General features: G+C 33.0%; 14 protein-coding genes. 6 read left to right on the top strand and 8 right to left on the bottom strand.

Translation table 11 applies throughout. From position 1 onward, the window contains the following. Position 1: 1 nt before the first annotated feature. The 3 genes from IM755_RS00130 to dnaA are packed head-to-tail and all read right to left on the bottom strand — an operon-like array spanning position 2 to position 2,627. Positions 2–736, bottom strand: coding sequence for an SAM-dependent methyltransferase (locus IM755_RS00130; protein WP_194093072.1), 735 nt, complete (start codon positions 734–736; stop codon positions 2–4). A gap of 4 nt (positions 737–740) precedes the next feature. Next, entirely contained in the window at positions 741–1,196 is a 456-nt protein-coding gene (locus IM755_RS00125; protein ID WP_194093071.1) for a low molecular weight protein-tyrosine-phosphatase, read from the bottom strand. Positions 1,197–1,199: 3 nt separating this feature from the next. Next, positions 1,200–2,627, bottom strand: coding sequence for a chromosomal replication initiator protein DnaA (gene dnaA, locus IM755_RS00120; RefSeq protein ID WP_026724816.1), 1,428 nt, complete (start codon positions 2,625–2,627; stop codon positions 1,200–1,202). A 203-nt stretch (positions 2,628–2,830) separates the two neighbouring features. On the opposite strand from dnaA, the gene IM755_RS00115 reads away from it, so the two are divergent. Then, the gene (locus IM755_RS00115) at positions 2,831–3,241 is read left to right on the top strand and encodes an acyl-CoA thioesterase (RefSeq protein WP_194093070.1); all 411 of its coding nucleotides are present in this window, start codon (positions 2,831–2,833) and stop codon (positions 3,239–3,241) included. Here the strand turns inward: IM755_RS00115 and IM755_RS00110 are convergent. Genes IM755_RS00110 through ribD form a run of 4 tightly spaced genes read right to left on the bottom strand, consistent with a single transcriptional unit; the run spans position 3,238 to position 6,359 of the window. After that, the gene (locus IM755_RS00110) at positions 3,238–3,852 is read right to left on the bottom strand and encodes an IMPACT family protein (protein WP_194093069.1); all 615 of its coding nucleotides are present in this window, start codon (positions 3,850–3,852) and stop codon (positions 3,238–3,240) included. The two genes, IM755_RS00115 and IM755_RS00110, sit on opposite strands and share 4 nt — an antisense overlap. A gap of 1 nt (position 3,853) precedes the next feature. Continuing rightward, on the bottom strand, positions 3,854–4,714 hold the full coding sequence (locus tag IM755_RS00105; protein ID WP_194093068.1) for an EamA family transporter: 861 nt from the start codon (positions 4,712–4,714) through the stop codon (positions 3,854–3,856). 6 nt (positions 4,715–4,720) lie between these two features. After that, positions 4,721–5,323, bottom strand: a complete 603-nt coding sequence (locus IM755_RS00100; protein ID WP_026724812.1) for an HAD family hydrolase — start codon at positions 5,321–5,323, stop codon at positions 4,721–4,723. Further along, complete coding sequence (ribD, locus tag IM755_RS00095) at positions 5,316–6,359, bottom strand: bifunctional diaminohydroxyphosphoribosylaminopyrimidine deaminase/5-amino-6-(5-phosphoribosylamino)uracil reductase RibD (RefSeq protein ID WP_026724811.1); 1,044 nt, start codon at positions 6,357–6,359, stop codon at positions 5,316–5,318. Before ribD ends, IM755_RS00100 begins: the two co-directional genes overlap by 8 nt. 217 nt (positions 6,360–6,576) lie before the next feature. Here ribD and IM755_RS00090 point away from each other — a divergent pair, with 217 nt between their 5' ends. Genes IM755_RS00090 through prmC form a run of 3 tightly spaced genes read left to right on the top strand, consistent with a single transcriptional unit; the run spans position 6,577 to position 8,862 of the window. Continuing rightward, positions 6,577–7,053: a GNAT family N-acetyltransferase gene (locus tag IM755_RS00090; RefSeq protein ID WP_194093067.1), complete on the top strand. Its 477-nt coding sequence runs from the start codon at positions 6,577–6,579 to the stop codon at positions 7,051–7,053. Positions 7,054–7,069: 16 nt separating this feature from the next. Continuing rightward, positions 7,070–7,981, top strand: a complete 912-nt coding sequence (locus IM755_RS00085) for a hypothetical protein (protein WP_194093066.1) — start codon at positions 7,070–7,072, stop codon at positions 7,979–7,981. After that, positions 7,981–8,862 (top strand): peptide chain release factor N(5)-glutamine methyltransferase, encoded by an 882-nt coding sequence (prmC, locus tag IM755_RS00080; protein ID WP_194094411.1) that lies wholly within the window; start codon positions 7,981–7,983, stop codon positions 8,860–8,862. Before IM755_RS00085 ends, prmC begins: the two co-directional genes overlap by 1 nt. 62 nt (positions 8,863–8,924) lie before the next feature. Here prmC and IM755_RS00075 read toward each other — a convergent pair whose 3' ends face one another. Next, the gene (locus tag IM755_RS00075; protein ID WP_194093065.1) at positions 8,925–10,166 is read right to left on the bottom strand and encodes an ABC transporter permease; all 1,242 of its coding nucleotides are present in this window, start codon (positions 10,164–10,166) and stop codon (positions 8,925–8,927) included. 293 nt (positions 10,167–10,459) lie between these two features. Here IM755_RS00075 and hisS point away from each other — a divergent pair, with 293 nt between their 5' ends. Together hisS and IM755_RS00065 are read left to right on the top strand one after the other, a co-directional pair. Then, the gene (gene hisS / locus IM755_RS00070; protein ID WP_194093064.1) at positions 10,460–11,830 is read left to right on the top strand and encodes a histidine--tRNA ligase; all 1,371 of its coding nucleotides are present in this window, start codon (positions 10,460–10,462) and stop codon (positions 11,828–11,830) included. A 132-nt stretch (positions 11,831–11,962) separates the two neighbouring features. After that, the gene (locus IM755_RS00065) at positions 11,963–12,310 is read left to right on the top strand and encodes a hypothetical protein (protein WP_194093063.1); all 348 of its coding nucleotides are present in this window, start codon (positions 11,963–11,965) and stop codon (positions 12,308–12,310) included. Positions 12,311–12,361 lie beyond the last annotated feature (51 nt).

Raw genomic sequence — 12,361 nt, 5'->3', positions numbered from 1 at the left:
TTTACATTTTGTGAATAATAAAAATACAAGGTCGATTATGTAAATCGGCCTTTTCTTTTTTCCATTGATTCACAGTTTTGGTTTTGATGAATTCTGTTGGTAACGTAATATCACAAGCCACACATAAAAGCGTACTCGGTTGTAGAATTTGCAACAAATCCTCCATCAATTTATTATTGCGATAAGGCGTTTCAATAAACAATTGCGATTGATTTTTATCTTGCGATAAACGTTCGAAATTTTTCAACGCTTGTTTTTTATCGTTTTTATCGATAGGCAAATAGCCATTAAAAGCAAAACTTTGTCCGTTCATGCCACTCGCCATCAACGCCAATAAAATAGAACTTGGTCCCACTAATGGCACTACTTGTATTCCTTTTTCATGTGCCAATTTCACAATAACAGCGCCAGGGTCAGCAACACCAGGGCAACCGGATTCACTCATTAATCCAATGTTTTCGCCTCTTAATAAAGGTTGGATGAATTCATTGTGTTCAGCAAAATCTGTATGTTTATTTAGAACCGAAATCTTTAAATCGGGTTGTTTTTTTTCGGGATGAATACTTTTGATGAACTTTCGAGCGGTTTTCTCGTTTTCAACAATGTAATAATCTATAAAATCAATAGTTCTCTTAATAGTTTGAGGCAAAACATCTTCAGGAACTACCGTAGTTTCTCCAGGATTAGAAAGTGTAATTGGAATTAAATACAGTTTGCCTAAAGTGTTTGATTTCATGATATTATTGCTTAAGTTTTCTTACGATTTCCTCACAAGCTTGGTCTAACATATCAAAAACGTTTTCAAAACCGTCTTGACCTCCGTAATATGGGTCGGGAACATCGACGTTTTCATTTGGGAAAATTTCGTTTAAAATCAGCTTGACTTTCAGTTTTGCTTCTTCATTTGGAGCCAAAGCCAAAACATCTTTGTAGTTGGAATTATCCATTACAAAGATATGATCAAAAATCTCAAAATCAATTCTTTTAAATTGTCTTGCTCTTTGATTGGTGATGTCTAAACCTCTTTTTTTTGCAGTTGAAATCGAACGTTTGTCAGGTAATTCGCCTGCGTGCCAACCACCAGTTCCTGCCGAATCTACAATAAAATCTTCGGAAAGTTTAGAGCGCATAATACCTTCTGCCAAAGGAGAACGGCAAATATTTCCTAAGCAAACCATTAAGATTTTTGTAGCCATGAATTATAGCGATAACTTCTTGTTGATATCGTCAACGAATTTACGGAATTGTTTGTCAGTAGTAACTAAGTTATCAACTGTTTTACAAGCATGAAGAACCGTTGCGTGGTCTCTGTCTCCAATTTGCGAACCAATATTTGCCAAAGAAGCTTTTGTAAATTTCTTAGCAAAGAACATCGCTAATTGTCTAGCTTGTACCACGTGACGTTTTCTAGTTTTAGACTGTAACGTTTCAACATCTAATTGGAAATAATCCGAAACAATTTTCTGGATATAATCAATTGAAATTTCACGTTTTACGTTTTTAACGAATTTCTCAACCACTTGCTTCGCTAAATCAATAGTAACTTCACGCTTGTTAAAAGAAGATTGAGCAATTAACGAAATGATAGCACCTTCTAATTCACGAACGTTAGATTTGATATTCTTAGCAACGTATTCGATAATTTCTTCTGGCATTTCAACACCATCACGGAATAAAATGTTTTTCAAAATTGAAATACGCGTTTCGTAGTCAGGTTGGTGTAATTCTGCTGATAATCCCCATTTGAAACGCGATAGTAAGCGTTGCTCAATATCTTGCATGTCTACTGGTGCTTTGTCAGAAGTCAAAATTACTTGTTTTCCGTTTTGGTGTAAGTGGTTGAAGATGTGGAAAAATACATCTTGCGTTCCTGATTTACCCGATAAGAATTGAACGTCATCGATAATCAAAACATCAATTAATTGATAGAAGTGAATGAAATCGTTACGAGTATTTTTCTTAACAGAATCGATATATTGTTGTGTGAATATTTCAGCTGAAATATACAACACGGTTTTTTCTGGATATTTGTCTTTGATTTCAACTCCAATAGCGTGAGCTAAGTGTGTTTTTCCTAATCCAACACCACCAAAAATTAATAATGGGTTGAAGGAAGTTCCGCCTGGTTTGTTGGCAACTGCCATACCGGCACTTCTTGCTAAACGGTTTGAATCTCCTTCAAGGAAATTATCAAAACTATAATTAGCATTTAATTGCGATTCGATTTTTAAATTTCGAATTCCAGGAATGATGAACGGGTTTTTTAATTCTGGATTTTTATTCACAATTGGCACATCTACTTCCTGAGGTTTTACCGCGGTTCTGTTGTAACTCGGAATTTGCTCAGTAAATGGAAGTTTGTTGCCATAAGTGTTTTCCATTTTAATTTTATACAATAACTTTGCGCCTGGTCCTAACTCTTTAGTCAAGGCAACTTTTAATAATTTCACATAGTGTTCCTCTAACCATTCGTAGAAGAATTTACTAGGTACCTGAATAGACAACGCATTATCGTTTAGCTCAACTGACTGTATAGGTTCAAACCAAGTCTTGTAAGCTTGATCTTGAATATTGTCTTTTATGAAAGACAGACAGTTATTCCATACCGATTGCGCAGTTTTTGTCATAAATTCAATTAATTATTACTAGTTTGTTTTTAGTTTTGTATAGGTTACAAAAATGAACAAAAGGATATTTTGTTCTTGTGATTTGGGTTAGCAAATATGTGAACAATTTTTTGTAAAAAAAATTTTTTTAGGCTTGATTTTTAAAAAAAAATATTGTAAGCCTTGTGAGTAATTTTTTAAGATTAATTTAATAGTAGTTTAATATGAGAGAATATCAATTTCAAGTTCGTGTGCGTTATGCGGAAACAGACCAAATGGGAGTCGTTTATCACGGAAATTATGCACAGTATTTTGAGATGGGACGCGTGGAATGGCTCAGAAACTTGGGGGTTTCTTATAAATGGATGGAAGAAAACGGTGTTATGCTTCCTGTGGTTTCATTAACAATGAATTACAAAAAACCAGCTCGTTACGACGACTTGTTGACTGTTAAGACAATATTAAAAAGTCAGACCTCTGTGAAGATAGAATTTGACTACGAAATCTATAATGAAGCAAATGAGTTATTAACAACGGGTTACTCAATGTTAGTATTTGTAGATATGAAAACGGGGCGTCCAATGCTGCCTCCAAGTTATGTTTCGGAGAAGATAAATTCGTTTCTAGAAGTTTAAATTTCAGTTAATTTTATTTCGTATAAATTTTCAAAAGTGTCCAATAGATTTTGGACATTTTTTTTTCGGGTAGCAATTTCGATTTCGCAATCCATTTCCATTTTTTGAGAAACGATTTGCAGATTTTTTTCTTTGATGATGCGCATCACTTTATTCATGTTGGCATATCCAAAAGAAATAATAAAATGTTTGTCAATGGTTCGCTCTACAATTTCAGAATTTTCCAATGCCATTTGGGCTGCAATCTTGTAAGCGGAAATCAATCCACCAACGCCTAGTTTTACGCCGCCAAAATAACGAACCACTACAACTAATACATTCGTAACTTCAAACGACTGAATTTGGCCGTAAATAGGCATTCCGGCACTATTATTTGGCTCTCCATCGTCATTGGCACGGTATTGAATTTTCTCAGTTCCAATTTGATACGCATAACACCAGTGACGTGCCGAAAAATGTTCTTTTCGCAATCGCTCTAAAATTTCTTTGATTTCTTCTTCAGTAGTTACAGGAAAAGCGTAGCCAAAGAATTTGCTATTCTTTTCTTTATATAGCACTTCTTCTGAAGCGGAGGCAATGGTTTTATACGTGTCTTTTTCTGGAAAATCCATTTTAATAGGTAACTAAAAATAAGGCAAATAGTGCTAATCCAATTCCGAAAGCATTTCGCATGGAAATTCTTTCTTTAAAGAAAAGGATGCCTGCAAAGGTAGAAACAATTACAATAGCAATGTTGTGAATCGTGAATAAAGTAGCACTTTCAAACGCTTTTGCTTCTAACATTTTGACTAAAAAGTACAATGAAAAATAATTGGGTAAGCCCAAAACAATTCCTCCCAAAATATTTCTTCCCGAAAATTGGATTTTTCCTCTAAAAGTTAAAAATAAAATAGTCAGAATTCCCACACTAAAAGCGCAAAAAAAAGTTACAGACGAAAACAAACCAATTTTATTTGAAGGAACATGAAAAGTTTGCAGGTACTTTAAACTCGCATCAATGGTACCGGCACCAATGAATACTAGAATAGGATAGAGTAGGTTAGAAGCTTGTTGCACTTCTCCAGTTTCTTTTTTGGAAGTAAAATAAACAGCAACCAAGGCTAATAAAATTCCAATAATTTTAATAAAACTGAGATTTTCATTATATAAAATAACACCTAACGAAATAGGAATTATAACCGACATTTTAGAAGCTACCGAAGCCACCGAAAGTCCGTTGCGTTGCGAAGTTAGCGTGGTAGCATAAAAAGTTGAAATGAAAACAAAACCTAAAAAAATACTTCCTTTAAACCAGTTTTCGGTAATAATTTCTGTTGGAACAATACTCGAATCTAAAAAGAAAAGTCCAACCAAAAACGCAACAAAATAATTTACTACTAAAGCTTGTAAGACATCAATATTGAATTTGGCGAATAACTTAATAATAACAAATAGGACAGCGTTAAATAAAATGCTAAGTAGTAAATAAATCACAATGGTTTAAATTATTTTTTTATCGAATAGTTGGGTGACATCTTCAACTCCGGGTTGAATGTTCCAAATCTTAAACCCTAATTTTTCAGCAACATCTGTATTTTCTTTTTTGTCGTCGATGAATAATGTTTTTTTTGGGTTTAAATTATGGTTGTTAATAATATATCGAAACGCATTTTCATCTGGTTTGCGAATTCCAATTTCGTATGAAAAGTAAACTTTTTCAAAACAACTATAAAAATCGCGAGCAAACGTTTGTCCTTCTTTATGTTCAAATTTCTCAATGTGAGTATGATCGGTATTGCTTAAAAGAAACAAGCGATATTTAGAAGCAATCATTTGCAAAAACTCCAAACGTTTTAGTGGAAAATCACCTAAAATAGAATTCCAAGCGGCTCTAATTTCTGTTAAATCAGCATTTGGTAGATGTTTTTGAAAACCTTGTATAAATTCAAGTTCGTCAATTTTTCCAATTTCGTACTTTTTATTCAAAGTGTCTAAATCATCATGCCAAGCGGTTAAGCCTAGTTTTCTAAATTCAGAATCAATTGCTTGTTTGTTCAAATCGATAAATACATCGCCAAAATCAAAAATAATTGCTTCAATCATAATTCTTGAAAATTTTAAGTTCATCATTCATTATGTCAAAACCAGCAACCGGATTTCCGGAAATATTTGGGGCTAATATGCCGTTTTGAAATGTTGTGTCTCCTTTGAAAACACGTGCTTCATCCCATAAATTCGCATCTATAAAGGATTGCAGCGTTTTACTTCCTCCTTCAATTATAACGGATTGTATGTCGTTTTTATACAAAATATCGCAAATTGAAGAAATTAGGTGAATATCAAAGATAGCATTTTCATAGATACAATTTTCAGTTGAAATGAAATTTTCGCTTTCCGTAATAAAAATTGTTTTTTGGGAATTATTTTTAACGTGATAGTTTTCAGAAATTTTTCCTGATTTATCCAACACAATTCGAACTGGATTATTTCCTGAAAAATCTCGGGCATCTAATTTCGGATTATCGTCTAAAACGGTATTCGTTCCAACTAAAATCGCTTGTTCTTCCGTACGCCATTTGTGAACCAATTGTCTTGAGTATTGATTTGTAATCCAAACAGGACTTTTTTCTTCTTTTGAAATTGGAGCAATAAAGCCATCAGCTGTTTCCGCCCATTTCAAAATAATATAAGGTCTTTGTTTTTGATGAAAGGTAAAAAAGCGTTTGTTGAGTTCGTTGCATTCGTCTTCTAAAATACCAACGGTTACATTTTTGCCACTTTCAACTAGTTTTTTGATGCCATTTCCAGCCACTTTTGCAAAAGGGTCAACGGTTCCAACAACTACATTCGGAATTTCATTCGCAATAATTAAATCGCAACACGGAGGCGTTTTTCCGAAGTGACTACACGGTTCTAAACTCACGTAAATAGTAGCTTCTTTCAACAACGATTTGTTTTTTACCGAATTCACTGCATTGACTTCCGCATGAGGTTCGCCTGCTTTTTTGTGCCAACCTTCGCCAATAATCTTACCGTCATGCACAATCACACTTCCTACCAACGGATTCGGATACGTCGTTCCCAAACCATTTTTGGCGAGTTCAATACAGCGTTTCATGTAAAATTCGTGCGTCGTCATAATACAAAAGTAGTATTTTTAAGAGTAAAAAATAAACATATAAGTCATATAAGTTTGAAAATGTTTAAGAAGTTAATTAACAAGTTTGTATAAGCTTTTAATTTTCTTTTGTGAGCTTTTTAAATCTTTCCAAAATGTAAAAAAAAACTTAAATGACTTATATGTTTAAAACAATCTCAAGTTAATTTATGTAATTTTACCCAACAATAAAAATGCTATGTTAATTAGAGAAATACAACAAAAAGATAATGAGTCGATTGCTAAAGTAATTCGTGATATTTTTCATGAATTAGATGCACCAAAAGTCGGAACAGCATATGCCGATCCAATTTTAGATACGTTATACGAAGTATATCAAGAACCGCGTTCTGTTTATTATATTGTGGAAAAAGATGGGAAAGTGGTTGGTGGTTGCGGTATTGCTCCTTTAGAAAATGCGGCTGCATCAGTATGTGAATTGCAAAAAATGTATTTTGCTCCCGAAATCAGAGGAACTGGTTATGCGGAGAAAATCATTGAAAAATGTTTGGAATTTGCCAAAGCACAAGGATTTGAAATCTGTTATTTAGAAACCTTATCTTTCATGACGGCGGCTCAAAAATTATACAAACGAATAGGTTTTGAAAATATTTGTGGTCCAATGGGAAATACGGGTCATAATAGTTGTGAAGTTTGGATGACGAAGAAGTTATAATATCAAGATTAAGTTTATGAAAATTAAGATTTTACTTTTATTATTAGTTTCTGTAGTTGGTTTTTCGCAAAAGAAGAAAATCAATGAAGAGTATGATTATATCAATAATTATTATCAATTTGTTTATCAAGCACAATATGAATATTTGAAGGAGAATTATCAAAAAGCCTATGATTTATTAAAAACTGCTGAAAAGAATTGTCCATTATTGAATCAAATGGGAATTTATGAACCAACAATTTTAGCAGAATGTGCTACTAAATTAGGAAAACATAAAGAAGCATTTGATTATATTGAGTTTACTTTAAAAGGATTTGGAACAAAGTTTACTTACCTTGAAAATAATGAGAATTTGACCGAATTAAAATCTTTTAAAAGATGGAAGAAAATCAAGGAAAAAGCTAACAAATATTTTCAAGATTACACGAAAAGAGTTGATTTTGATTTACGAAAAGAGTTAAACTTCATGAAGAAGGAAGATCAAAGGGTAAGAACTAACGGATTTGATGCTGAAGGAGCTAAAATTGTTGATAGTATTAATAATGAGAAGTTGAAAAAAATTGTCGCAGAGTGTGATTGCTATCCTAATTATTCTTTGAATTTATCTGGGAATTATGATGTCGATGAGTTTGACCCAGATATATCAGTTTTAGTTTTCCATATTAATACTAAAAGATCAGAATATTGGAAACCAATTTTTCTCGATTTGATAAAAAGAGGAAGAGCTCCAGCAGATATATATGGTAATTTAATAGATAGTAATTTGAGAGTTAATGGAATTTTTCAATATGGAATTTATAGTAATATAAAGGAAGATAAAATAGACGATTTTGAAAATTTAGATAAGCGAAGAATAGCTGTTGGTTTACCACCATGGCAATTAGAAAAAGATATTCGCCAACTTCTAAGAAAAAAATACGGAATGTAATGCTTTTAAAAGATTTTAAAACCCACTTTTTCGATTCATTAAAAAATAGTCAAGACGAACAAGAAATCGAAAGTTTCTTTTTCATCTTAACTGAATATTTGCATAATTTAAAACGCATAGATGTAGCTTTAAATCCGAATTTTGAACTTTCAGAAGAAGAAGTTAAAAAGTGGAATACAATTTTAGCGGATTTACAACAAGAGAAACCCATTCAGTACATAACAGGTGAAGCTTGGTTTTACGGTTTGCAATTTGAAGTCAATGAAAACACTTTAATTCCAAGACCAGAAACAGAAGAGTTAGTAGAATGGATTTTAAATTCATCCATCATCCATCATCCATCACCCATCAATATTCTCGACATTGGAACAGGAACTGGATGTATTCCTATTTCATTAAAAACTAATTTACCAGAAGCAAACGTTTCAGCTATTGATGTTTCCGAAAAAGCGTTAGAAGTTGCTAAAAGAAATGCGGAATTAAATAAGGTTGAGGTGAATTTCATTCAAACTAACATTTTAGAAGTGGAAGATTTATCTCAACTTCCATCATCCGTCATACATCACCCATCATCCTACAATATCATCGTTTCCAATCCGCCTTATGTTCGTAATTTGGAAAAAGAAGAAATCAAGAAAAACGTATTAGACTACGAACCGCATTTAGCGCTATTTGTAGAAGATACCGATGCCTTACTTTTTTATAGAAAAATTGCACAATTGGCTTTGAAAAACTTGTCTCCAAACGGATTGTTATTCTTCGAAATCAATCAATATTTAGGAAAAGAAACGGTTGAGTTATTACAAAATCTAGGTTTCAAAAATATCGAATTGAAAAAAGATATGTATGGAAATAATAGAATGATTAAGTGTTCGATTTAACATTAATCACACAATTTTCTTAACGAACTTTGCGAAAAAACTTAGCGTCTTTGCGTTTAAATTTATTCGTATCGCAACGCTTCCACAGGATCTAATTTAGCAGCTTTAAGTGCTGGAACTAATCCAGATATAATCGTCACCAAAATAGTAGTTACTACAGTAGCAATGATAGCTAACCAAGGAGTGCTAAATGGAAATTTAAAAAACGAAGCGATCATATATCCCGTAACAATTCCTAAAATCAATCCAAAGAAACCTCCCATTTGACTGATTACAAAAGTTTCAGTTAAGAATTGCCATCCAATTGTTGATCTTTTGGCTCCTAAAGATTTTCGAACCCCAATTTCTCTAGTACGTTCTGTTACCGAAACAAGCATGATATTTGTTAAGGCTATTGTAGATCCAAACACGGTTAAAAGTCCTATAATCCATGCCATCCAACTCAAAAATTCTACTTCTTCAAGTAAAGTACGTCTTAAATCATCACTTCTTTCAATTCCAAAGTTTTCTTTTTCTATTGGATTTAGTTTTCTAACGCTTCGCATGGTGATAATCGCGTCATCAACCGCTTCATCTAATAAGGCTTCATTGTCTACAATAATATCTAAATTATAGTTGATGTTAGGTGCCGAAAATAAGGAGCGCGCCACTTGTATAGGAATTAGAACTCTCAAATCTTGACTATTTCCAAAGGTAGATCCTTTTTCTTTTAAAACTCCAATGACTTTAAATTTTGCCCCACGGATGGAAATAGTTTTGTCGATAGGATTTAAATTAGCAAATAGACCTTTTTCAAAATCTGAACCTAAAATGCATACATAATGATTGTTTTCAATGTCAAACGAATTAAAATTTCGACCTTTTACTACTTCTAGACCTTTAATTGGGCAGAAATTTTCATCTATTCCAACTACATTAATCTCAGGATCTGTTTTCTTTTCGCCATATTTTACTTCAATAGCGGAACCTGCAGTAAATGACAATGAAGTATTGGTAAACGGAAAATCATATTTGTTTTGAAACGATTTTGCTTCTGGATAACTGATAATCGGATTGATTTTTTGTTCTGCATCATTTTGATTAATCTCAGACGAATAATCATATTGACTTATAGAAAAAGTATTGGCTCCCATAGAAGCAAAATTGCTTAGTAAAGAATTTTCAAGGGCATTTACCAATGTTAATACACCCACTAAAGCCCAAATTCCAATAGCAATAATCATTACTGTTAATGAAGTACGCAAAGCCTGACTTCTAATGGAATCAAGCGCAATTTTTGTATTTTCCTTAAATAATCCTACCATGACTATAAGACTTAAGTAAGCGTAAAATGTTACAATATTGTCGTGATTTTTTTAAACACATAGACACATTAGATTTGGATTGTGTATAATTTTAGGTGTTTCACTTTTCATAGCTCACAAAGGCTATGTGTTTTGATGTGAAATATAATGCCTTTTTAGTTTAAATTTAAACTATGTGTCTATGTGTTTAAAACCAAAAATAGATTTTTTATACTGCCGAATATATCCGATATTTGCACTACAAAAATTAGAAACGTCTTATTGACACATTTTCAAATTGACACATTACAAAAATGGCACAAAAACCAAGCATACCAAAAGGAACCCGAGATTTTTCACCAGCAGAAGTGGCGAAACGCAATTATATTTTCAGTACGATAAAAACCAATTTTGAGAAATTTGGCTTTCAACCTATTGAAACGCCTTCGTTTGAAAATTCCGAAACCTTAATGGGGAAATATGGTGAAGAAGGCGATCGACTGATTTTTAAGATTTTGAATTCGGGGGATTACTTGGCTAAAGCGGATGCTACTTTATTAGAAAATAGAGATAGTTTGAAATTAACAAGTCATATCTCCGAAAAAGCGCTTCGCTACGATTTAACTGTTCCTTTTGCGCGTTATGTGGTACAACACCAAAATGAAATTGAGTTTCCATTTAAGCGTTACCAAATTCAACCCGTTTGGCGTGCCGATAGACCTCAAAAAGGACGTTTTAGAGAGTTTTATCAATGTGATGCTGATGTGGTGGGTTCGAATTCACTTTGGCAAGAAGTGGAGTTGGTGCAATTGTATGACTCGGTTTTTAGTCAGTTAGGTTTAGGTGGCGTTACCATTAAAATTAACAATCGCAAAATATTATCTGGAATAGCTGAGGTAATTGGTGCTTCGGATAAATTGATTGATTTTACGGTAGCGTTAGATAAATTAGACAAAATAGGCGAGGACGGCGTGAAAAAAGAAATGTTAGAAAAAGGCATTTCGGAAACGGCTATTGAGAAAGTACAACCGTTGTTCAATTTTACGGGAACGATTAATGAGAAAATAGAAAAATTAGCACAATTATTAGCGAATTCTGAAGAAGGAATGAAAGGCGTTAACGAGTTGCAATTTATTTGTGATAACGTTACGACTTTAGGTTTGCAAACCGCTTTTTTGGATTTAGATGTGACGTTAGCACGTGGTTTAAATTATTACACAGGAGCCATTTTTGAAGTTGCAGCTCCAAAAGGAGTAGCAATGGGTTCAATTGGTGGCGGTGGTCGTTATGATGACTTGACTGGAATTTTTGGATTGAAAAATATGTCAGGTGTAGGAATTTCATTTGGTTTAGACCGAATTGCTTTGGTAATGGAAGAAGTTGGTTTGTTTCCAGAAGCTGTTTTAGCTACATCAAAAGCGTTGTTCTTAAATTTCGGAGATAAAGAAGCCTTGTATGCGATGAAAGCCATCGGAAAATTACGTCAAAAAGGAATCAAGGTTGAGTTATATCCGGATAAAGCAAAAATTGACAAACAATTTAAACACGCTGATAGAAGGGGAATCCCATTTGCAGTAATTGTAGGGGAATCGGAAATGGAACGTGAAGAATTTGGTTTAAAAAACTTAGTTACTGGTGAACAACAAAAAGTGGACTTTGCAACATTAGTTACGTTATTACAATAATTAAACACCGAACTTTGTATAGAAAATTTCTCAAATCTGGATAAGGAACGCAGATTTGAGAAATTAGAATAATCTTAAAAATAACTTTGCGAACCTTGCGAAAAACTTTGCGACTTTGCGGTTAAATAAAATATGAATGTAGACGACGAAGCTAAAAAAGTAATTTGGTCACTTCAGAACAACAAACGTACTGAAGCGGAAAGAAATGTGTTTGCTCCAACAGGCAAAAAACCGATGAATAAAAACGTGGTTTATATTTTGTCGGCTTTGGGAATTACTTTTTTAATGAGTTTTGCGTTGTCGTTATTTTCTAAAGAAACTACTCAATTTTGTTTTTTGATTGATAATTACTGCTTTAATTCAACTGAATATCCAATTGTTTACACGTTTTATATTTTTATGAATCTTTGGATTTTGATTTTAGGAATTGGGATGGCTTATTGGATTGGAAAGAAACTTGGAGATTATTTTAAAGTTTAATTGTTTATAATAATAAGTAAACGGATACTTTCAAATTTGAAAGCACCCGTT

Origin of the sequence: Flavobacterium proteolyticum (genome assembly GCF_015223105.1) — a bacterium.
Taxonomy (GTDB): Bacteria; Bacteroidota; Bacteroidia; order Flavobacteriales; family Flavobacteriaceae; genus Flavobacterium; species Flavobacterium proteolyticum.
This window is presented reverse-complemented; position numbering and strand designations above follow the sequence as displayed.